The following is a 21,150-nucleotide window of genomic DNA, read 5'->3' on the forward strand; positions in this document are numbered from 1 at the left end:
ATTGGAAGTTTAAAAGAACTTCTTGTAAATTTAAACGCAAAAATACTAGATTGTAACATTACTTATATAATTTTGCACACGAAAAACATCAACTATGGACTTTAACTTTAAAGAAATTTTTACAGCCTTTATGGTATTGTTTGCGGTAATTGATATTGTTGGAAATATTCCTATCATTATCGATTTACGTAAAAAAGTAGGACACATTCAGTCGGAAAAAGCAGCAGTTATTGCTGGTTTTATTATGATTTTGTTCTTATTTGTTGGACAACGACTATTAAACTTAATTGGTATCGATGTACATTCTTTTGCTGTCGCAGGGTCATTTATTCTATTTTTTCTTGCTTTAGAAATGATTCTAGGTATTACCCTGTATAAAGACGATGAAGAAGAGGCAATTAGTGCAACTGTTTTTCCTTTGGCATTTCCACTAATAGCGGGCCCTGGAAGTTTAACAACACTTCTTTCATTAAGGGCAGAGTTTAAATTAGAAAATATAATTGTAGCTGTTTTACTAAATGTAGTTGTAATTTATTTTGTATTAAAAACATCAACTAAAATTGAAAAAGTCATCGGGCCTAACGGGATTCAAATTATTAGAAAAATATTTGGTGTTGTCCTGTTAGCAATTGCAGTTAAGCTATTTGCAACTAATATTAAAATGCTACTATCATAAATGGTTTTTGATGTACTTATTGTTGGAGGCGGAGTTTCAGGTATGCAATGTGCTTTGGTTTTAGGCTCTGCATTAACCAAAGAATACGCAAAAGGAAAAAAGGTAGGAGTTATCATGCATCAACGAGCGTCTCATTTGCAAGACGCTTTATTTAATAACGTTTTAGGCATGGCTCCTGGAACTTTAGGAGAAGATATTTTAGAGAAGGGAAAAAAGCAGTTAGCAGAAATATACCCTGAAGTTATTCAGATAGAAAATGAAAAAGTAGTTGCTGTTTTAGATGAAGGAGAAGGGTATAAAATAATCACTAACAAAGATGAATATATTAGTAAAATGGTAGTGATTGCATTAAATTATTCAAAACCTTTTGATATTGCTGGTTTAGAGCAGTATGTAGAGCGTCATATTCGCGCAAACGCTATGAAAGATAGAATTCAACTACGTAACTTTAATCACTTAATTAAAGAAGGATTATACGTTTGTGGAACTTTAGCAGGTTGGAGAAGTCAATTTGCTATTGCTGCGGGAAGTGGAGCAAGTGTAGCCACAGATATTTTAACAATATGGAATGAGAATGTACCAACTAAAGTACATGATAAGAAAAAAAAGAATAATTAATAGTACTATATTATGAGAAAAATAATTGGGCTAACAGCGATGTTAGCATTATTTATAAACTGCGGAGGCAGTGAAAGTGAAGTTATCACACCAAAAGAAGATAAGGTCATTGCTGTAGATGATTCTTTTCAAGTAACTGAAGATACAGTTTTTGAGTTAAACTTCTTATCAAATGACACCTATACACAAGGAAGCCTAGAAGTTAATTTACCAACGACTTCTGATGCCGATGGTATTTTAACTCAAAGCAATAACAAATTCAGCTATACACCAATTAAAGGATTTGTAGGAGTAGATTCTTTTACATACACCATTTGTAGTACTAAAGAAGAGGATAAGTGCTCAACAGCAACAGTAAGTTTAACTGTTGTAGATCAAGGGAGTCCTGATGCAAAAAATGACGCTTATACTACACAAAAGAATATAGAAATTACTATTAGTGATTTCTTAGAAAATGATAATTTAATTGACGATGCAGAATTTGAATCTATTGATAATTCTAGCACAAATGGATCGGTTACCTTAAATAGCAATGGAACAATAACATATGTGCCACAAGCTGATTTTGTAGGTAATGACACATTTACATATACAATTTGTGATGATGATACTACAAAAAGTTGTTCTACAGCCACTATAACTATTAAGGTAGAAGAGCCTTCTAATAATGTAGGGAGTTTTAATATACCTTCTGAATTAGCTGAATATTATAAAAATACCGATTTTAATTTGACGGGTAATGACCTAAAAGAAGAATTAGCTACAACGATAATAGGTACACATACTACCAACTTATCATATACTCCTGGTGTATGGGATGTATTAAAACAATCTGATTTAGATCGTACAGATAATAGCAAAGTAGTCTTAATTTACGGGTATGATGATAATGACGGAAATTATGTAACAGATAGAACTCGTAGTAAAGATGCAAATGGAGGCGCACAAGGAACTGATTGGAATAGAGAACATGTATACCCTAAGTCTTTAGGAAACCCGAATTTAGGAACATCTGGACCTGGTGCAGATGCGCATCACTTAAGACCTTCTGATGTTACATTTAATTCTCAACGAGGTAATAAATTATTTGCAGCTGGTTCAGGTAATGCTGGTGATGTATCAGGAAATTGGTACCCTGGTGATGAATGGAAAGGCGATGTTGCTCGTATGATGATGTATATGTATTTACGATATGGGGACAGATGTTTGCCTAAAAATGTAACCGTAGGTTCTACAGTAGCTTCTGACAGTAATATGGTTGCTTTGTTGTTAGAATGGAATGCTGATGACCCTGTGTCTGATTTAGAAATACAACGTAATAATGTTGTAGCTAATAATCAAGGAAATAGAAATCCATTTATTGATAATCCGTATTTAGCTACTCTAATATGGGATGGTAGTGAAGCGGATAACACCTGGAAGTAACGATTTATTTTTACTATAATTGAAAAGCCTGAGCATCTGCTCAGGCTTTTTTGATTTTGTAATAGATAGTCCCCCACAGATTATCATACTGTAATGAATTGAAGAATAAGTGAAATTCGATATAATTGAGCATAAAAAAACCGAAGCATTTAGCTTCGGTTTTTTTATATATAAGTAAGGTTGTATGTTACCCTTTAAAACTAGCTTTTAAGAACTCAGAGTTCATACGAGCAATATTTTCTAAAGAAATTCCTTTAGGACACTCAATTTCACAAGCTCCGGTGTTTGTACAGTTACCAAAACCTTCTAAATCCATTTGAGCAACCATGTTTTTAACACGCTCAGTAGCCTCTACTTGACCTTGAGGTAGTAAAGCATACTGAGATACTTTAGCTCCCACAAATAGCATTGCAGATGAGTTTTTACAAGTAGCTACACAAGCACCACAACCGATACAAGTTGCAGCATCCATTGCTTTATCAGCATTTTCTTTAGGAACTAAGATAGCATTTGCATCTGTGGTGTTTCCTGATGTGTTTACAGAAATGTAACCACCTGCTTGTTGAATTCTTTCAAAAGAACCTCTATCAACTACTAAATCTTTAATTACTGGGAAAGCAGCAGCTCTAAATGGCTCAATTGTAATAGTGTCGCCATCGTTAAACATACGCATGTGTAACTGACAAGTAGTTACTCCACGATCTGGTCCGTGTGCTTCACCATTGATATACATTGAACACATACCGCAAATTCCTTCACGACAGTCGTGGTCAAATGCTACAGGCTCTTCACCAGCATTAACTAATTGTTCGTTTAATACGTCCATCATTTCTAAGAAAGACATATGCTCAGAAATATCGGTCACCTTATATTCGACCATTTTCCCTTTATCGTTCGCTCCTTTTTGTCTCCAAATTTTTAGCGTAAGATTCATGTTACTCATATCTCTGTTTCTTATTTATATGAACGTTGTTTTAGTTCAATATCGTTAAACTCTAATTCTTCTTTGTGTAAAACAGCATCCGCTGGTTCACCTTTGTATTCCCAAGCAGCAACGTAAGCAAAGTTAGCATCATCACGTTTAGCTTCTCCTTTTTGAGGTCCGTCTAATTCAACAGACTCTTCTCTAAAGTGTCCTCCACAAGACTCAGTTCTGTTTAAGGCATCTTTAGCAAATAACTCTCCTAACTCTAAGAAATCAGCAACTCTTCCTGCTTTTTCTAACTCAGGGTTCATTTCATTTGCACCTCCGGGAACTGTTACATTCTTCCAGAAATCTTCACGTAACGCTTTAATTTCAGCCATTGCTTCTTTTAAACCTTGCTCGTTACGTGCCATTCCACATTTTTCCCACATGATTTTTCCTAATTTCTTGTGGTAGTAATCTACAGAATGCTCTCCTTTATTGTTAATGAAGAAATCAATACGATCTTTAACCGCTTTTTCAGCTTCTTCAAATTCTTTAGTTTCGGTTGAAATTTTACCTGTACGGATATCGTTAGATAAATAATCACCAATTGTGTAAGGTAACACAAAGTATCCGTCAGCCAAACCTTGCATTAATGCAGAAGCTCCTAAACGATTAGCACCGTGATCAGAGAAGTTTGCTTCACCAATAGCATAACAACCATCAATGGTAGTCATTAAGTTATAATCTACCCAAATTCCACCCATGGTGTAGTGAGTTGCAGGATAAATCATCATTGGTGTTTTGTATGGATTGTCATCAACAATCTTCTCATACATTTGGAATAAGTTTCCGTATTTAGCTTCTACTACTTTTTCACCTTCCTCAATAATTTTTTCTTGAGTAGGATTTTTAACTCCGTGTAATTTACACTGCTCTTTACCGTAACGCTCAATAGCTGATTTAAAATCTAAGTAAACAGCTTCACCTGTAGCATTTACACCATAACCAGCATCACAACGCTCTTTTGCAGCACGAGAAGCCACATCACGAGGTACTAAGTTACCAAAAGCAGGATATCTTCTTTCTAAGTAGTAATCTCTATCTTCTTCAGCAATTTGAGTTGGTTTTAACTTTCCTTCTCTAATAGCTAATACATCTTCCATTTTCTTAGGAACCCAAATACGACCATCGTTACGTAATGATTCAGACATTAGGGTTAGTTTAGACTGATAGTCTCCCGAACGAGGAATACATGTTGGGTGAATTTGCGTGTAACAAGGGTTTGCAAAGAAAGCTCCTTTTTTGTGAACTTTCCAAGCAGCTGTAGCGTTAGATCCCATTGCGTTAGTTGATAAGAAATATACATTTCCGTATCCACCAGAAGCAATTACTACTGCATGTGCAGAGTGACGCTCAATTTCACCAGTAACTAAGTTACGAGCAATAATACCACGAGCTTTTCCATCAACAATAACTAAGTCTAACATTTCATGGCGATTGAACATTTCAATCTTACCACGAGCAATTTGACGGTTCATTGCTGAATAAGCTCCTAATAATAACTGCTGACCAGTTTGACCTTTCGCATAGAACGTACGAGATACTAATACCCCACCAAACGAACGGTTATCTAATTGTCCACCATAATCACGAGCAAAAGGAACTCCTTGCGCCACACATTGATCGATGATGTTTGCAGAAACCTCAGCTAAACGAAAAACGTTAGCCTCACGAGAACGGTAATCTCCACCTTTTACAGTATCGTAAAATAAACGGTAAAAAGAATCACCATCTCCTTGATAGTTTTTTGCTGCGTTAATACCTCCTTGTGCTGCAATAGAGTGTGCACGACGAGGAGAATCTTGGTAAGCAAAAGCTTTAACGTTGTATCCTAATTCTGCTAAAGTTGCAGAAGCAGAACCACCCGCTAAACCAGTACCTACTACAATAACGTCAATTAAACGCTTGTTAGCAGGGTTTACCAAGTCGATTTTATCTTTATAAGTTGTCCACTTATCTTTTAATGGACCTTTTGGTATTTTTGAATCTAAAATTGCCATATTTAAGTGGTTTTATTAATGATTGAAAAAGTGGAATAACGCAATGATGATAAATCCTGCTGGAATACCAATAGCATATATTTTACCAAATGTTTTCAACCCTCTGGTATATTTGTTATTTGCTCCAACTGATTGGAATGCAGAGCTAAATCCGTGTAATAAGTGTAATGCTAAGAAAATAAAAGCAATTACATAAGCACCTACTCTAAGTGGATTTACAAATTTGTGTTGTAATTCTTCAAAATATCTTAACCCACTTTCTGCGTTGTTTGGGTCTATTAAACCAGACATATCACCTTGAATAAATTTGGTGTTGATTTCTGGAAACCAAAAATCGATAAAGTGTAAAACAATAAACGCTAAAATAGCGGCTCCACTATAAATCATGTTTCTACTCATCCAAGTAGAGTTCGCAGCTCCGTTATTTTTAGCATAACTTACTTTACGTGCACTGTTGTTTTTCATTTCTAAGATGAATCCCATTACAAAGTGAAAAACAACACCAAAAATTAAGATTGGTTGCATTACATACTGTACCAAACCGTTAGTTCCCATAAAGTGCGACAATTTGTTAAATGTTGCTCCATTATCTGGAAAAATTGAGGTGATGTTAATTGCAAAATGTTGTAATAAGAAAAACATCAGGAAGAATGCCGAAAGTGCCATGGCAAACTTTCTTCCGATAGAAGATTTTAGTAATCCGCTCATTATTTTGTTGATTGATTAAATAATAAGACAAATTTAAGCGGAACGCATTACTTGAACAAACTTTACGAATTGTTTTCTTAAATATTTAGAATGGGTTTAAATAGAGGGTTGTTACTCGTTTTCAAAAAAGTCAATATCAAGTTCTTTTACCTCGTAAACAGACTTAATTTGTATACCAACATTGTATTCATGCATTAAATCAGAAAGTTTATTTCCATCTATAAGCACTATTGTATGGTGTGCATCGCTTGCTTTTTTTACCGCTTTATCATCAAATGTTGATGTTGTTACAAAAACGCCTTTCTGAGTGTCTCCACTCATAGCACCAATAAAGTTGCGAATATCTTTTTCTCTTACTTTGTTATCACCATATCTTTTTGCTTGTATATAAATTTTATCAAGTCCTAATTTATCCTCGTTAATTATTCCGTCAATTCCACCATCACCAGTTTTAGAAGTTTCAATAAAATCACCATATCCCATTTTTTTCAGAAGAATTAATATAATTTTTTCAAAATAAAAAGGGTCTATAGACTTTAGTTTATCTAAAAGTTCTTCTTTAACCTCTGTTTCAATTTGTAAAAAACCTTCGTCAATTAAGTCTTGAGGAGAAGCATTTTCAATTTTGTGAGGAGTAGTTTCTTTGGAAGGTTTTTCTTCAGTATAAAAATCTAAAAAACTCGAAGAATTCTCAACATCTTTTAGGGTAAGTGATTTATTTACAGAGTTTATTCCTTTTTGAGTAATTTTAACCATACCTCTTTTAGGGAATTCAATAAATCCACCTTTTTTCAGATAAGATTTTCCCCATGCAATCCTATTAAGAATTAATGTATCTCCACTTTTAGTTTTCTTTTCTAATTGTTCTTTGGTTAAATCAGAATAAAATTGATTAATAATTTTTTTACTCATTTCACGATGATGAATCGTTTCACCATTTGAAAGAATTTTTAGGATAGGTATAAAGGTTTCGTGAAACTTAGGAATCTCCATAACTTTAAATATAAAATTGCAATTTCAGCTAAAGTAATACTTATAAATTTATATTTTTTTAAAAGTTTAATTAACAGTCAGGTTTAGTATAGAAGCTAACTCCACAGGTTTTTCTAACGGAATCATGTGTCCGCAATTTTTAATAGTAATATTTTTTCCGTTTTTAGTTGTTTGTGCAAACTCTTTTACCTTTTTTGGATTGATAAGTGCATCATTTTCCGCAGTAATAAAAAGTAAGGGAATGTTTAATTTTAAAACTTTTTGTGAAATATTTATTCTAGATGAAGTAGCTTTTAACTGACGCAATAATACTTCTTTTCCTAAATCTACATCCATTTTTTTGATGATGGAAACAATCTTGGAATTACTGTGATTATCAGGTTGTAAAAATTGTTGAATTCTTGCTTGTGAGATTCCTTTATAGTTGTGTTTTTCTAAAAAATCAATGGTGCTTTTTCGCAGTTGAATTTCTGAATCACTCAATCCGTCTGTGTTGGCGGCAACTATAATTAGTTTTTTTACCTTTTCAGGATGATGAATTGCAAAGTTCATAGCAGAAAATCCACCTAAAGAAAATCCTACAATTGTAGCTGGAACTTCAATATGATTTGTAATAATTGTATTGATTTCTTCAAAAGAGTTTGCAGGAGTAATATCAATATGGATAGGTAATATGTTTTCTAACTTCGGAAACACAAATTGCCATAAATCTACCGTACACATCGTACCTGAAATAAAGTATACCTTTTGCATTTATTGTTTGTAATTAGAATTGACTAAGCATTTATTGTTTTTCCATTTTCCTTTGAGAGATTCATCAGAAATAATTTTATCATCACAAGTTAAAAAATTTCCTTTTGGGTCTTTTTTGATGATTTTTAGCTTTCCTTGATGAATGGCATTAATAACTCTGTAAATTAATCCATTTTTAGGGAGTTTTCCATTTTCTTCAGAAAGAGACAATCCGATTTCGTTATTAAATAAATCCATTTCCGAAGAAATTTCATCAGGAACAACACCGTCTTCTAATTGTTGTTTTTTAAAAGTTTGATAGTTTTCTTTTTCGTGAGCCCTTCCAAGAGATCGAGCCGCATTTTTTCCAATTTCTTGTTGTAACAAAGCCATCCAAAAAGCATGACGAAACGCATCTACTTTTCCACCAGAATAATCACCATCTAACAAGGGAGAAACTCTTATAGAGTCACTTACTCTTAATGCTTCACGTGAAACAATTAAGGCTAGTTTAGCCTTGAAAGGGTGGAGTAGTACCCACTTTTTTTTAGGGGAAGATAATTTTTTAAATTCTTGCCAGTTGGATTGAGAAAACAAAGAAATATTTAAAAAAAGAAAAGTTGTGAGTAGTATTTTTTGCATTAACAATATTTTAGAGCAAAGATATAGGGTTTTGTTTGTTCTTGTTTTGTGTAAGAAAATAATGAACAAAAAAAACCACGCAACGCGTGGTCAACTACACAACTAATACGTTTGTTACACTAATACAAACAACCTTTTTTGACATGGTAAAACTACAGCTAACAAGATGAATAGATATTATTTAAGTTTTAACAAAAGGTCAAATTAATGTGCTCTTTATGTTTTTAATGTTATCTAAAAACAACAGATATTATTGTTTTTAAAATAGCGAAAAGAGGGGTTGTGGTCTCCCCAAGAAATTCCTTTTCCAGTTTTAAAAGCCTCTTCAACTTTTGGTTCGTCATGGTATACTGAAGAAACTGCATAAAAACCTCCTGTCATAAAAACAGGACTTTTATTATTACCGAAAACCGCAGTTTGCTCAGGAGTCATATAAAAATTATTATTATTAGTAGCATCGTACTCTACATATCCAGAAGCAGCTTGTGCAGCTAACCATTCTCTTACATATCTTTCTGAAGTATTTGTTTTATCTGCCAATTCACTAGAAGATAAAGCATCAGGTTCTGAAAGAGATTTGTACAATCCTAGTTTGTCACCAATAGTAACAAGAGGTCCATTAGCAGCAGCCCCCATTTTGGTAACCACTTTTCCTAATAACTCGTGTAGTTTTGTTTCGTTTAGTTCCATAATTAAATAGTTTAGTTGTTAGTAGAAAAACTAATGAGAAACAACTCGTTAATTATGCACTAGATAAAGTAGAAAGCTTGCAAACTCATTAGTAACATGAGGAGCGAGCCGAATTTAAAAATAAAATAGATAGATAACAAAGTAAATCCCTGCTAATTAGTAGGGATTTTTTACTGTTTTTTATGATAAACTTTTGTTTACTCTTTTATTTTTTGTTCTCTTCCAATTAAGAAATATAAGACAGCACCAAAAAAGTTGGCAAATAAAACTACTAAAACCCAAACAATTTTATTGTTTCCTTTAAACTCACTTTTTAAAATATCAACGAGAGCAACAATGGTTGGTATAATTCCAAGTAAAACAATTAAGATTAAAAGAATTTGCCAAGGGCCAATCATTCCTAAATAAGTCATAATGATAACAATTTTTGAAGCTAAAATAATAAAAATAAACAGTAATTAAGTAAAGGGGTTTTCTTCCTTGCTTTAGCTTAGAATAAAAAAGAAAAACGTCATTACTTTTCTACAGAAAATGTAATGACGTTTTAAATGTATGTAAAATGATACTATTTATTCATAATATCTTCTATCTCGTCTGCTTCAATAGGTATGTTGCGCATTAAGTTAAAAGGCTCTCCAGTTTCTTGGATTACAACATCATCTTCTAAACGAATACCAAAACCTTCCTCAGGAATATAAATACCAGGTTCTACCGTAAATACTTGATTTGCTTGCATTGGCTCATGTAATAATCCGTAGTCATGCGTGTCTAAGCCCATGTGGTGAGAAGTACCGTGCATAAAGTATTTTTTGTATGCTGGCCAGTTTGGATCTTCGTTTTGAACATCTGCTTTGTCTAATAAGCCTAAACCTAATAATTCCGAAGTCATTAATTTACCAACCTCTACATGGTAATCAGCCCAAAGAGTTCCTGGAACTAACATTTTTGTAGCATCATTTTTTACACGATTTACAGCATTGTATACTGCTTTTTGTCTGTCAGTAAAACGACCAGAAACAGGAATGGTACGAGTCATATCCGAAGAATAATTTGCGTATTCAGCTCCTACATCCATCAATAATAAATCTCCTGCTTTACATTGTTGGTTGTTTTCAATATAATGTAATACGTTTGCGTTGTTACCTGATGCAATAATTGGTGTATATGCAAACTTCTTAGAACGATTTCTGATGAATTCATGAATAAACTCAGCTTCTACTTCATATTCCCAAACACCAGGTTTTACGAAATCTAATACGCGTCTGAATCCTTTTTCAGTAATATCACAAGCCTTTTGAATTAAATCGATTTCGATTTGATCTTTTAGTGAACGTAAACGTTGTAAAATAGGGTTACTTTTTGCTACTGAATGTGCAGGGTATTTGTTTAATAACCACTTAGTAAAACGAGCTTCACGAGTTTCAGTCTCAACAGTAGCACGATAGTGCTCGTTGGTGTTAATATAAACGGTATCGGCTAAAGCCATCATTTCAGCTAATACTTTTTCTAAGTCTTGTAACCAGTGTACGTTTTTAATTCCGCTAGTTTCTAAGGCTTTTTCTTTGGTTAGTTTTTCACCTTCCCAAACAGCAATATGTTCATTGGTTTCACGTAAAAATAATACCTCACGTAAGTTTTCTTTCGGACAATCTGGAAATAAAACCAATACACTTTCTTCTTGATCTACACCACTTAAAAAGAAAATATCTCGGTGTTGTTCAAAAGGTAAAGTGCTATCTGCACTTACAGGATATATATCGTTTGAGTTAAAAACAGCTAAACTATTTGGCTTCATTTGCGCCATAAAGTTTTTACGATTTTTTATAAATAATTGACTGTTTATTGCGTCGTATTTCATAATGATTCAATTAAATTTGATAAAGTCCTTCAAAAATACGGAAAGAAACTGTGCAAATATTAGCCATTTGGCGCTAATTTATGTTTTTTCGAATCCTACTCATGTGTCGGGTAGAAATTCCTAAAAAGGAAGCTAAATAGTGTAGCGGAACTTCTTGAAGCAATTTAGGTTCGTTTACGAGTAGTTTTTTGTAACGCTCTTCAGGTGTTAGTGTTAATAAATCAATACGGTAATCGTCAATTAAAAAAATTTGATGTTCAACTAAATTGTAATAAAACTGATGAAAAGCCTTGTTGTGTTTCATTAAATATTTAAAATCATTTATCGTAATAACCCAAAGTTTGCAAGTACTTAATGCTTTGATGTTTTTAGGGGAAGGAGTTTGTTGTAAAAAACTTTTTAATGATGAGGTAAAACTATTTTTTAAACCTAAATAAGTGGTTTTTTCCTCTCCAGCAACAGCAACAGCATGCTGTAAAATACCACTTTCTATAAAACAGAAATAAGAGCAAATTTCTCCTTTTTCAACAAAATATTGGTTTTTTAACAAAGAAAACTCTTTAAAATACTCGACAATCTCAGGAATGAGATTGTTTAAAGCGTCGTCATTTATAATTTCTTGAAGGTGTTGTGCTACTATTTTTTTTGAAGCTTCCATTTATGGAAATAAATTTTAGCTTAAAAATATAAAAAAAGAAGCTATTTCAAAACATTTAATACCATGTCATTTTGAATGAATTTGAGAATTCTATTACAAAAAATATCCCTTAACTTGTAATAGTTAAAATTTCTCTACACGCGAAAATGACGTTTTGAAATAACCTCTTTTTGAGAGTTTATGTTTATAAGAATTATTCTAGCTCAACAGTTCCCATATCGGTGTTTTCACCTAGAACAGAATTAACTCCTTCAACAGTTTTTGGTGTTAAACCAGAAGCTTCATCTGGAGTAAAGGTTACGCTATAGGTACCAGCTGGAACTCCGTATAACATAAATTTACCTTCTTCATTTGTTAAAGTGGTAATTGTTTCTTCTCCAACAACAGTGCTAACTTCTACTTGATAGTCAAAAGGATTAACCATTCCAGAAATAGCACCTGAAGCAGCTTCAGTAATTACTCTAATGGTTGGTTTTAAACTATAAGCTCCGTTACCTTCAACTACGATTGATTTATCAACCATAAAATCTAAAATAAACGTGTACTTTACACCACCTACTAAATCTTGGTGTACGTTTAATTTTAATCCTGATTGTTGAGCGCTAGGGGTTGCTAAAGGATGTGTTTGTCCATCTACCACAATCGAGTTGTTTTCACCTAAAACCAAACGGATTTGGCTAATTTTTCCAGCTGGAATTTCGGTATCAACTAATAAAGCCTCAACTCCTCCGGTTAACTCCAATAAGTCATATACTTGCGGGGTTACGTTTCCTAAGCTCTTCCAGCCGTTTTCTCCATCGCTAGCATTAATCATCACGTCTTGTACGTCGATGTTTACTGCATCATAATCTCCAGGAGCATCAACTAAGCGAACCTCTACTTGAGATGTTTTTGGATCATCGTTAGAACAGCTAATAAAAGCGGTAAAAAAAGTTGCTAAAGCAACTAGTAAAAAAACATGTTTTTTCATAATTATATTGGTTTTGTAATACAAAATATATAACTAGATTTCTACCAAAATATTGCTTTATGTAAAGATTAAAATATCAAAACCCCAGATACCTAATGAGCTAATTTTGTTATTGAGAAGCTTTATTATTATTTCTTCTATTATGGTTGTTTCGTTTTCTTGGGGTGTGTTTTTTAGTACCTTCAGAAGTAGTTGTAGGCTTCTTTTTTTTAGATTTTAAAGGTTTCTTAGAAGTCTTTTTTTCAGTACGCTTTGGTTTTGAACGTTCCGTAGTTACTTCATTTTTTATAGTGGATAAATCAAAACCGTCTAATTCAGAAATAATAATTTTTTGACCTAATAATTTTTCGATACTTTTTAAGTAAGTTTCCTCTTCTTGAGACACTAAAGAAATAGCTTCTCCACTAGCGCCTGCTCTTCCTGTTCTACCAATTCGGTGTACATAATCTTCAGGAACATTAGGGAGTTCAAAATTAATAACGTGTGGTAATAATGGAATATCCAATCCACGAGCTGCAATATCAGTAGCTACCAATACTCTAATAGAATTGTCTTTAAAACCTTTTAAAGCTTTGGTTCTTGCTCCTTGACTTTTATTACCGTGAATAGCTGCGGCAGAAATTCCTCTTTTAATTAGTTTTTCAGTCAATCTATTAGCACCGTGTTTAGTTCGAGTAAAAATTAAAACTTGACTCCAATTTCCTTTTGAGATCAATTGACCAACTAATTCGGTTTTCTTGCTTTTCGGAACTTTATATAGTTTTTGATTTACTTTTTCAGCAGTTGTGTTTTCAGGAGCTGCTTCAACCAATACAGGATTGTGTAAAATACCTTGCGCTAATTTTTTTATTTCTTTTGAAAAAGTTGCCGAAAACAATAAATTTTGACGTTTTTGAGGTAAAAAAGAGATGATTTTTTTAATATCTCGTAAAAACCCCATGTCGAGCATTCTGTCGGCTTCATCTAAAACCAAAACGTCAACACGTTTTAAAGAAAGTTGATTTTGTTCGTGTAAATCTATTAATCTACCAGGAGTAGCCACCAAAACATCAATTCCGTTTTTAAGTGTTGCTATTTGAGCGCTTGGTTTTACGCCACCAAAAATAGCGGTAGATTTAATATTTAAATGGGTGCTGTATTCGCGAACATTATCATAAACCTGAGCAGCTAATTCTCTTGTAGGAGTTAGCACTAATGCTTTGATTGGACGATATTTTGGATTCTTTTTTTCTGATATGTTTTGTAAAATAGGCAAGGTGAACCCTGCTGTTTTTCCTGTTCCGGTTTGTGCAGAAGCTAATACGTCTTTGCCTTCTAAAATAACTGGAATTGCTTTTTCTTGAATAGGAGAGGGGGTTTCATACCCTTTTTCGGTTACAGCTTTCACTAAAGCTTTTGATAAACCTAACGATGTAAATGTCATATATAATTCTTCAGCAGTATCTAAAGAAAATACTACTATGAGCCAACAAAGGTACTGCTATTTTTATTGGGCTTCGGCTATAAATAAAAAAGACGCCTTATTTAGGGCGTCTTTTCTTTAGCTTTAATATGTGTTTAACTTTTAGCCATGGTACCTTTAATAATACCAACAATAACCAGTAAAACAGCTCCACCAACACCACTGGCTGCAATGTTACCGATAATACCAGAAATATCAATATTTAACATTCCTAATAATTGAGCTCCTAGACCCCCACCTAAAATCCCTACAACAGAGTTCCAAAGGGTGCCTAAAGAAAACTTTTTTTACAATGCACCAGCAAGATTACCACCTACTGCTCCACTTAATAAGCTAATAAGAAATTCCATAATTTATAATTTTTTGATTAGTTAATTGGAATTAAAGTAAGTGAAAATTAACAGATAAAACAAATAAAAACAGAATGTTATGTTTTTCCCAAATGAAATAAAGCATCGCCCATATTAATAATAGGGAAGTTGTTTTTAGCAATAATATAACCGTCATAAGGAGACTTTACTGAAAAATTTGTTTCTCCATAGGTATCCATAATATGCCCTAAAATTTGTCCTTTTTTTATTTTTTCACCATTATGAACGGTCGGATTAAACAAACCAGCAACTTTTGCGCGAATCCAACTGCGTTTGTTAATGTGAATAGAAGAAGGGTTTTCAGGAACTTGAACTCTTTCGTGTATCATTTTAAAATGCTTTAAAACACGAAGTGTTCCATTAATACCTTGTTGAATTGCTTTTTCTTCTAAACGCAATGATTCTCCTCCTTCATAAACAATTACAGGAATATTGTTTTTATAACATTGATTTCTAAAGGACTTAGGAATAAGGCTAGAACCGAACATAAACGGAGCGCTAAAAATACTGGCTAGTTTACGTCCTATTTCATCTTGAGGTGTATATCGTATTTGTGGAAAGTTGTTACGTTGTTCACCACCTGTATGGAAATCAATAGCGAAATCTACATTATTTGTAATTTCTTTCATTAAATAATATGCCATTCTGCTAGCTAAAGAACCAGTTTTTGAACCTGGAAAACTTCTATTTACATCTTTGCCATGCATATCGCGAGACATGTTTAAAAAACCAAAAATGTTTAATAATGGAACTACAATAACACAACCACGATGAATTTTATACGATTTATCAATTAACATTCTACGTACTAATTCAACACTATTTACTTCGTCACCATGTAAACCTCCTTGTAGTAGAATAGTTGGTCCTAATTGGTCACCGTTAAAAATATACACAGGAATTTCTATGAGGGTTCCTGTAGGTAATCGATCAATTGGGATTCTGATGAGTTTAGATTCACCCAGTCCTATTTTTTGCCCTCTTATTTCTATGGTTTCGTTTTTAAAGTTTTGGTTGAACATTTTCTTCTAAAAATTTAATAATAGTTTTAGCGATATTGTCTTTTGTGTATGTTTCAATTCCTTGCAAGCCAGGAGTTGAGTTAACTTCAATTAATAAGGGACCTCTTTTTGATCGAATCATATCAACGCCAGCAATAGGAAGTTCTAAGTGTTGAGCTGCTTTAATAGCTATTTCTTCCTCTTCTGGAGTTAAAGTAACCTTATGTCCACTACCACCTTTATGAATGTTAGAACGAAAATCACCCTCTAGTCCTTTACGTTTCATAGAAGATACCACCTTGCCATTTACAATAAAAGCACGAATATCTTCACTGTTACTTTCCTGAATAAATTCTTGTAGTAAAATACTGGTATTTGTTCCGTGCATAGTATCAATAATAGACATAGCTGACTTTTTGCTTTCAGCTAAAATTACTCCAGAGCCGTGTGTTCCTTCTTGTAATTTAATAATTACAGGAGAGCCACCCAATAAATCTATTTGCTCACCAATATTTTCAGCGTCAACAGAAAAAACAGTCTGCGGAATAGGAAGTCCATTTCTACTCATTATTTGTAAAGTACGAGCTTTGTTCTGTGCATCAACAATACCTAAATAACTAGCAGTACTATATACTCCGTTCGTTTCAAACTCTTTTACAACTGTTGTTCCATGTTTCATGGCTGAAACACCTATTCGAGGAATAATAACATCAGGAATATCAATAATATTTTTACCGTTGTATAGAATAGCAGGTTTACCATCGCCAAGTTTTATAGAACATTTTAAATGATTTATAATTTCAACTTTATGTCCACGACGAAGAGCTTCTTTGTATATTCTTTGTGTTGAATAAATATGTTCGTTAACAGAAAGAATAAAAATGGTCATAACCTAAAAATTTTGAGGTTAAACAAAGCTACTAATTTTTTTGTTTGACAAGAACTTCAAAAAGAAGTCTCTCAATATTCTGTTAATTTTTTTGAAATAGTTTTTGCTTACAGTATTTTCACTTCTTCTAAACCAAATTATAATGAGAACCTTAGCCAAAGCTTTAATAGCTTTATTTCCGTTTACAGTAGCTGCACAGCAACCTACATCTGCAGAGAAAATACAACAAGCTTTACAACAAAAAGAAGCATTAACTTTAACTTCTACAGTAAAAAATATTCCCTTTAAAAATATAGGACCTACAGTGATGAGTGGGCGTGTAGTGGATATTGATGTAAATCCAGTAAATACTACAGAGTTTTATGTAGGTTATGCTTCAGGAGGAGTATGGCATACTGATAATAACGGAACAACTTTTACTCCAATTCTAGACAACTCTCCTACACAAAACGTAGGCGATATTGCTGTAGATTGGAAAAATGGAACAATTTGGGTTGGTACAGGAGAAAACAATTCTTCTCGTTCGTCGTATGCAGGAATCGGAATTTTAAAATCTACCGATAAAGGTAAAACTTGGGCAAACGTTGGGTTACTCGATTCACATCATATTGGTCGTATATTAATCAATCCGAAAAACCCAGATGAGGTAATCGTTGGTTCTATAGGTCATTTATACTCATCAAACAATGAAAGAGGGGTTTTTAAAACTTCTGATGGAGGTAAAACATGGACAAAAACCTTGTTTATTGATGAAAATACAGGAATTATCGACATTCAACCAGTACCGAGCAACTTCAATATTTTATATGCTGCTGCTTGGGAACGCGAGCGTAAAGCATGGAATTTTGATGGAGACGGAAAAAATTCTGCAATTTATAAATCAACAGATGCTGGGAGTACATGGACTAAAATTTCTGATAATAATGGTTTCCCTAATGGAGATGGAGTAGGAAGAATTGGTTTAGCAGTATATGATGAAAACACGGTATATGCTTTTCACGATAGTCAATTCCGAAGAAAAAAAGATGCTGCTAAGAAAGAGAAAGGAGCAGGAGCCTTAACAAAAGAGGAGCTTGCATCAATTTCGGCAGATGAACTTTTGAATATGAAAGACAAAAAATTGAATTCATATATCAAAATGAATGGTCTTCAAGAGAAGTATCGTGCAAAAAATATTAAACAAATCATTCGCTCAAGTCCGGGAGAAATGAAACCAAGTGATTTAATTGGTTATTTAAAAGATGCAAATGCAGCTTTGTTTGATACTCCAGTGATAGGAGCGGAGGTTTTTAAAACTATTAACGGAGGAAAAACGTGGAAGAAAACACACGAAGGATATTTAGATGATTTGTACTATTCTTATGGGTATTATTTTGGAGAAATTCGTGTAGATCCGCAAAATGAAAATGGAATTTATGTATTAGGAGTTCCAATTTTAAAATCGAAAGATGGTGGAAAAACATTTACTTCTATTAGTAAAGAAAATGTACATGCCGATCATCAAGCATTATGGGTGAACCCTAAAAAACAAGGGCACTTAATTGATGGAAACGATGGTGGATTAAATATTTCATACGATGATGGTGAAAGCTGGATTAAATTAAATCAACCAGCAGTTGGGCAGTTTTATACCGTGTATGCGGATAATCAAGAAGTGTACAAGGTATATGGAGGATTACAAGACAACGGAGTTTGGGTAGGAAACCACAATGCAAAAATTGACAAAAGCTGGCATCAAACAGGACAAAATCCTTACGAAAGTTTAATGGGAGGTGACGGTATGCAAGTTGCAGTTGATGACAGAAATCCGAATATTGTGTATACAGGGTATCAATTTGGAAACTATTATCGAATTGATAGAGCTTCAGGAAAACAAACTTATATTCAACCGAAACCTAAAAAAGATAAACCAGCATATCGATTCAATTGGCAAACTCCTATTCAGCTATCAAAACACAATCAAGATATTTTATATTTAGGAGGAAATAAGTTACACCGTTCTTTAAACAAAGGTGATGATTGGGAAGAAATCTCAGGAGATTTAACCAAAGGAGAAAAGGAAGGAAATGTAGCTTACGGAACATTAACTACTATTTCTGAAAGCCCATTCCAATTTGGTTTAATCTACGTAGGTTCTGATGATGGATTGGTACAAGTGACTAAAAACGGAGGAGGAAGTTGGGAGAAAATTTCCAATTCTTTACCACAAAATTTATGGGTAAGTCGTGTAATAGCTTCAAAATACAAGAAAGAGCGTGTATATGTTACGTTAAACGGATACCGTTTTGATGATTTTACACCTTATGTATACATGTCTGATGACTACGGAAAAACATGGAAAAACATCAGTAGTAACATACCAACTTCCGCAGTAAATGTGATTAAGGAAGATCCAGAAAAGGAAAACATTTTATACCTAGGAACTGACAACGGATTGTATGTTTCTTTCAATCAAGGTTCAACATGGGAAGCTTTTAGCAATGGATTGCCAAATGTAGCTGTACACGATTTAGTAATTCAACCAAAAGCAAAACATTTATTAGTAGGAACACATGGACGTAGTTTGTACAAAGCAGATATTACTTCGTTACAAGAGTTTAACAGTAAAGAAGCTATTTTTAGTATCAAGAATATTAAAAAAAGAAATTCTTGGGGAAGCTCTTGGAGTAAGTGGTTAGAGCCTTATACGCCAAGTGTTAACATTCCATTTTATATAAATTCTGATAAAGAAGTTGTGTTAGAAGTATATTCTTCAGATGATATTTTGGTAAATACGTTAACAACGAAAGCTTCAAAAGGATTTAACGAGGCTGTGTATGATGTTTCTTTTTCAGAAAAAGGAAGAAAGAAATACCTGAAAAAGCACAAAGATGCTGAAATTAAAGAAGCAAAGAATGGTGACTATTATTTGCCTAAAGGAAAATATAAAGTAACCATAGGCGAATTAAGTCAAACATTTGAAATTCTTTAAAAAGAATAATTTATAAAAGAGAAAAGCAAGATTGTTGTTTTTCTCTTTTTTTGAAATAAAATTTACACGACTTAATAAAGAAACATTACTATTTTTGCGGCATGGGAATTATACGTGTAAACGACATCCGATTATTTACGAATCATGGATGTTTAGATGAAGAAGCAAGAATCGGTTCGGAATATAGAGTTGATATTGAAGTAAAAGCTGATTTACAAACATCTGCAAAAACAGATAATTTGGTTGATACGGTAGATTATGTGCATTTAAATAAAATTGTAAAAGAAGAGATGGCAATTCGTTCTAAATTACTAGAGCATGTTGCCCAACGAATTTTAGATAGAATTTTTAAAGAGATACAATTAGTTGATGAAGCGGAAGTTAGCGTAGCTAAAATTAATCCACCAATTGGCGGAAATGTTGCCGAGGTAGCAATTGTTTTATCGGAAGTGCGTAAAAAGTAAAAAAAGCTTGCAAAAAAAGATAAAAGCTGTAAATTTGCAGTCCTTATCAATATTAGGTGTCGTGGCCGAGTGGCTAGGCAGTGGTCTGCAACACCATCTACAGCGGTTCGAATCCGCTCGACACCTCAAAAAGCACATCTAAACGATGTGCTTTTTTGTTTTTATTAACAAATTAATTCGCTAAAATTCTGCATCTTTGTCGTTATGCGAATTTATCCGATAGAAACAGGTAACTTTAAATTAGACGGAGGCGCTATGTTTGGCGTGGTTCCAAAATCGATTTGGCAGAAGACAAATCCAGCCGATAAAAACAATATGATCTCAATGGGCATGCGTTGTATGTTGATTGAAGATGGAGATCGATTAACCTTAATCGATACAGGAATTGGAAACAAACAGTCCGATAAATTTTTTGGTTATTATTATTTATACGGAGATTTTTCGTTGGATACTTCCTTAGCAAAATATGGTTTTCATAGAGATGATATTACCGATGTGTTTTTAACACACTTACATTTTGATCACTGTGGAGGAGCAATTCAATGGAATAAAGAAAGAACAGGATACGAACCAGCCTTTAAAAATGCACGTTTTTGGAGTAACCAACGTCATTGGGATTGGGCTGTTCACCCGAATGCACGTGAAAAAGCTTCCTTCTTAAAAGAAAACATTTTACCTATTGAAGAAAGTGGACAATTAAACTTTTTGCATTTAAATGCAAGGGATTATGTTGGTTTTGATGTCTTATTCAAAGATGGACATACAGAAAAGCAAATGTTACCAAAAATAGAATATCAAGGAAAAACCTTAGTATTCATGGCAGACTTATTACCAACGGCAGGTCATGTTCCGTTACCGTATGTAATGGGTTATGATACACGTCCGTTGCTTACCTTAAAAGAAAAAGAGGCTTTCTTAAAAGAAGCTGCCGATAAAGAGTTTTACCTGTTTTTAGAGCACGATGCTTACAATGAGGTAATAACTGTTAAGCACACTGAAAAAGGAGTTCGTTTAAAGGATACATTTAAATTTACAGATATTTTTAATTAAGA

20 protein-coding genes and 1 tRNA gene are annotated in these 21,150 nt (G+C 33.4%); 7 read left to right on the forward strand and 14 right to left on the reverse strand.

Annotated elements, in window-relative coordinates:
* Positions 1-94 precede the first annotated feature (94 nt).
* Genes Q0663_RS01320 through Q0663_RS01330 form a run of 3 tightly spaced genes read left to right on the forward strand, consistent with a single transcriptional unit; the run spans position 95 to position 2,719 of the window.
* Positions 95-676 (forward strand): MarC family protein, encoded by a 582-nt coding sequence (locus Q0663_RS01320; protein ID WP_299005151.1) that lies wholly within the window; start codon positions 95-97, stop codon positions 674-676.
* Positions 677-1,294 (forward strand): FAD-dependent oxidoreductase, encoded by a 618-nt coding sequence (locus Q0663_RS01325; RefSeq protein WP_299005154.1) that lies wholly within the window; start codon positions 677-679, stop codon positions 1,292-1,294. It abuts the gene before it with no gap.
* A gap of 12 nt (positions 1,295-1,306) precedes the next feature.
* Positions 1,307-2,719 (forward strand): endonuclease, encoded by a 1,413-nt coding sequence (locus Q0663_RS01330; protein ID WP_299005156.1) that lies wholly within the window; start codon positions 1,307-1,309, stop codon positions 2,717-2,719.
* A gap of 187 nt (positions 2,720-2,906) precedes the next feature.
* On the opposite strand, the gene Q0663_RS01335 is transcribed toward Q0663_RS01330, so the two are convergent.
* The 14 genes from Q0663_RS01335 to Q0663_RS01400 all read right to left on the reverse strand — a co-directional run bounded on the left by Q0663_RS01335 (position 2,907) and on the right by Q0663_RS01400 (position 16,663).
* Positions 2,907-3,662, reverse strand: coding sequence for a succinate dehydrogenase/fumarate reductase iron-sulfur subunit (locus Q0663_RS01335; protein WP_047788102.1), 756 nt, complete (start codon positions 3,660-3,662; stop codon positions 2,907-2,909).
* Positions 3,663-3,673: 11 nt separating this feature from the next.
* A complete protein-coding gene (locus Q0663_RS01340; protein WP_299005167.1) occupies positions 3,674-5,689 on the reverse strand; it encodes a fumarate reductase/succinate dehydrogenase flavoprotein subunit in 2,016 nt (671 codons plus the stop codon).
* A 15-nt stretch (positions 5,690-5,704) separates the two neighbouring features.
* Positions 5,705-6,397 (reverse strand): succinate dehydrogenase cytochrome b subunit, encoded by a 693-nt coding sequence (locus Q0663_RS01345; RefSeq protein ID WP_299005170.1) that lies wholly within the window; start codon positions 6,395-6,397, stop codon positions 5,705-5,707.
* 111 nt (positions 6,398-6,508) lie between these two features.
* Complete coding sequence (locus tag Q0663_RS01350) at positions 6,509-7,390, reverse strand: restriction endonuclease (protein WP_299005173.1); 882 nt, start codon at positions 7,388-7,390, stop codon at positions 6,509-6,511.
* 66 nt (positions 7,391-7,456) lie between these two features.
* Positions 7,457-8,143 carry an alpha/beta hydrolase gene (locus Q0663_RS01355; RefSeq protein WP_299005175.1) on the reverse strand — a complete coding sequence of 229 codons (687 nt, stop codon included), beginning with the start codon at positions 8,141-8,143 and terminating at the stop codon, positions 7,457-7,459.
* Complete coding sequence (locus tag Q0663_RS01360; RefSeq protein WP_299005178.1) at positions 8,144-8,764, reverse strand: hypothetical protein; 621 nt, start codon at positions 8,762-8,764, stop codon at positions 8,144-8,146.
* A 234-nt stretch (positions 8,765-8,998) separates the two neighbouring features.
* Positions 8,999-9,454 (reverse strand): hypothetical protein, encoded by a 456-nt coding sequence (locus Q0663_RS01365; RefSeq protein ID WP_299005181.1) that lies wholly within the window; start codon positions 9,452-9,454, stop codon positions 8,999-9,001.
* 197 nt (positions 9,455-9,651) lie between these two features.
* Positions 9,652-9,867, reverse strand: coding sequence for a PLD nuclease N-terminal domain-containing protein (locus Q0663_RS01370; RefSeq protein ID WP_299005184.1), 216 nt, complete (start codon positions 9,865-9,867; stop codon positions 9,652-9,654).
* A gap of 152 nt (positions 9,868-10,019) precedes the next feature.
* Positions 10,020-11,312 (reverse strand): aminopeptidase P family protein, encoded by a 1,293-nt coding sequence (locus Q0663_RS01375; RefSeq protein WP_299005187.1) that lies wholly within the window; start codon positions 11,310-11,312, stop codon positions 10,020-10,022.
* Positions 11,313-11,385: 73 nt separating this feature from the next.
* The gene (locus Q0663_RS01380) at positions 11,386-11,970 is read right to left on the reverse strand and encodes a Crp/Fnr family transcriptional regulator (protein WP_299005190.1); all 585 of its coding nucleotides are present in this window, start codon (positions 11,968-11,970) and stop codon (positions 11,386-11,388) included.
* 193 nt (positions 11,971-12,163) lie between these two features.
* Entirely contained in the window at positions 12,164-12,940 is a 777-nt protein-coding gene (locus Q0663_RS01385) for a DUF4382 domain-containing protein (protein ID WP_299005193.1), read from the reverse strand.
* A gap of 109 nt (positions 12,941-13,049) precedes the next feature.
* On the reverse strand, positions 13,050-14,363 hold the full coding sequence (locus Q0663_RS01390; RefSeq protein ID WP_299005196.1) for a DEAD/DEAH box helicase: 1,314 nt from the start codon (positions 14,361-14,363) through the stop codon (positions 13,050-13,052).
* Positions 14,364-14,829: 466 nt separating this feature from the next.
* Positions 14,830-15,795 carry a succinylglutamate desuccinylase/aspartoacylase family protein gene (locus Q0663_RS01395; protein WP_299005199.1) on the reverse strand — a complete coding sequence of 322 codons (966 nt, stop codon included), beginning with the start codon at positions 15,793-15,795 and terminating at the stop codon, positions 14,830-14,832.
* Positions 15,776-16,663 carry a RimK family alpha-L-glutamate ligase gene (locus Q0663_RS01400; RefSeq protein WP_299005202.1) on the reverse strand — a complete coding sequence of 296 codons (888 nt, stop codon included), beginning with the start codon at positions 16,661-16,663 and terminating at the stop codon, positions 15,776-15,778. The genes Q0663_RS01395 and Q0663_RS01400 overlap by 20 nt, the downstream gene beginning before the upstream one ends.
* A gap of 142 nt (positions 16,664-16,805) precedes the next feature.
* Between Q0663_RS01400 and Q0663_RS01405 the strand changes: the two genes are divergently transcribed.
* From Q0663_RS01405 to Q0663_RS01420, 4 genes are all read left to right on the forward strand, one after another.
* The gene (locus Q0663_RS01405; protein ID WP_299005205.1) at positions 16,806-19,634 is read left to right on the forward strand and encodes a glycosyl hydrolase; all 2,829 of its coding nucleotides are present in this window, start codon (positions 16,806-16,808) and stop codon (positions 19,632-19,634) included.
* 101 nt (positions 19,635-19,735) lie between these two features.
* Positions 19,736-20,098, forward strand: a complete 363-nt coding sequence (folB, locus tag Q0663_RS01410) for a dihydroneopterin aldolase (RefSeq protein ID WP_299005207.1) — start codon at positions 19,736-19,738, stop codon at positions 20,096-20,098.
* A gap of 55 nt (positions 20,099-20,153) precedes the next feature.
* Positions 20,154-20,224, forward strand: a tRNA-Cys gene (locus Q0663_RS01415).
* Between the two features lie 78 nt (positions 20,225-20,302).
* Positions 20,303-21,148, forward strand: a complete 846-nt coding sequence (locus Q0663_RS01420) for an MBL fold metallo-hydrolase (protein ID WP_299005209.1) — start codon at positions 20,303-20,305, stop codon at positions 21,146-21,148.
* Positions 21,149-21,150 lie beyond the last annotated feature (2 nt).

Source organism: uncultured Tenacibaculum sp., from assembly GCF_947504135.1.
Classification (GTDB): Bacteria; Bacteroidota; Bacteroidia; order Flavobacteriales; family Flavobacteriaceae; genus Polaribacter.

Coding starts and splice junctions, on each gene's coding strand:
- Q0663_RS01320 (WP_299005151.1), top strand. CDS start 95: ATGGACTTTAACTTTAAAGAAATTTTTACAGCCTTTATGGTATTGTTT.
- Q0663_RS01325 (WP_299005154.1), top strand. CDS start 677: ATGGTTTTTGATGTACTTATTGTTGGAGGCGGAGTTTCAGGTATGCAA.
- Q0663_RS01330 (WP_299005156.1), top strand. CDS start 1,307: ATGAGAAAAATAATTGGGCTAACAGCGATGTTAGCATTATTTATAAAC.
- Q0663_RS01335 (WP_047788102.1), bottom strand. CDS start 3,662: ATGAGTAACATGAATCTTACGCTAAAAATTTGGAGACAAAAAGGAGCG.
- Q0663_RS01340 (WP_299005167.1), bottom strand. CDS start 5,689: ATGGCAATTTTAGATTCAAAAATACCAAAAGGTCCATTAAAAGATAAG.
- Q0663_RS01345 (WP_299005170.1), bottom strand. CDS start 6,397: ATGAGCGGATTACTAAAATCTTCTATCGGAAGAAAGTTTGCCATGGCA.
- Q0663_RS01350 (WP_299005173.1), bottom strand. CDS start 7,390: ATGGAGATTCCTAAGTTTCACGAAACCTTTATACCTATCCTAAAAATT.
- Q0663_RS01355 (WP_299005175.1), bottom strand. CDS start 8,143: ATGCAAAAGGTATACTTTATTTCAGGTACGATGTGTACGGTAGATTTA.
- Q0663_RS01360 (WP_299005178.1), bottom strand. CDS start 8,764: ATGCAAAAAATACTACTCACAACTTTTCTTTTTTTAAATATTTCTTTG.
- Q0663_RS01365 (WP_299005181.1), bottom strand. CDS start 9,454: ATGGAACTAAACGAAACAAAACTACACGAGTTATTAGGAAAAGTGGTT.
- Q0663_RS01370 (WP_299005184.1), bottom strand. CDS start 9,867: ATGACTTATTTAGGAATGATTGGCCCTTGGCAAATTCTTTTAATCTTA.
- Q0663_RS01375 (WP_299005187.1), bottom strand. CDS start 11,312: ATGAAATACGACGCAATAAACAGTCAATTATTTATAAAAAATCGTAAA.
- Q0663_RS01380 (WP_299005190.1), bottom strand. CDS start 11,970: ATGGAAGCTTCAAAAAAAATAGTAGCACAACACCTTCAAGAAATTATA.
- Q0663_RS01385 (WP_299005193.1), bottom strand. CDS start 12,940: ATGAAAAAACATGTTTTTTTACTAGTTGCTTTAGCAACTTTTTTTACC.
- Q0663_RS01390 (WP_299005196.1), bottom strand. CDS start 14,363: ATGACATTTACATCGTTAGGTTTATCAAAAGCTTTAGTGAAAGCTGTA.
- Q0663_RS01395 (WP_299005199.1), bottom strand. CDS start 15,795: ATGTTCAACCAAAACTTTAAAAACGAAACCATAGAAATAAGAGGGCAA.
- Q0663_RS01400 (WP_299005202.1), bottom strand. CDS start 16,663: ATGACCATTTTTATTCTTTCTGTTAACGAACATATTTATTCAACACAA.
- Q0663_RS01405 (WP_299005205.1), top strand. CDS start 16,806: ATGAGAACCTTAGCCAAAGCTTTAATAGCTTTATTTCCGTTTACAGTA.
- folB (WP_299005207.1), top strand. CDS start 19,736: ATGGGAATTATACGTGTAAACGACATCCGATTATTTACGAATCATGGA.
- Q0663_RS01420 (WP_299005209.1), top strand. CDS start 20,303: ATGCGAATTTATCCGATAGAAACAGGTAACTTTAAATTAGACGGAGGC.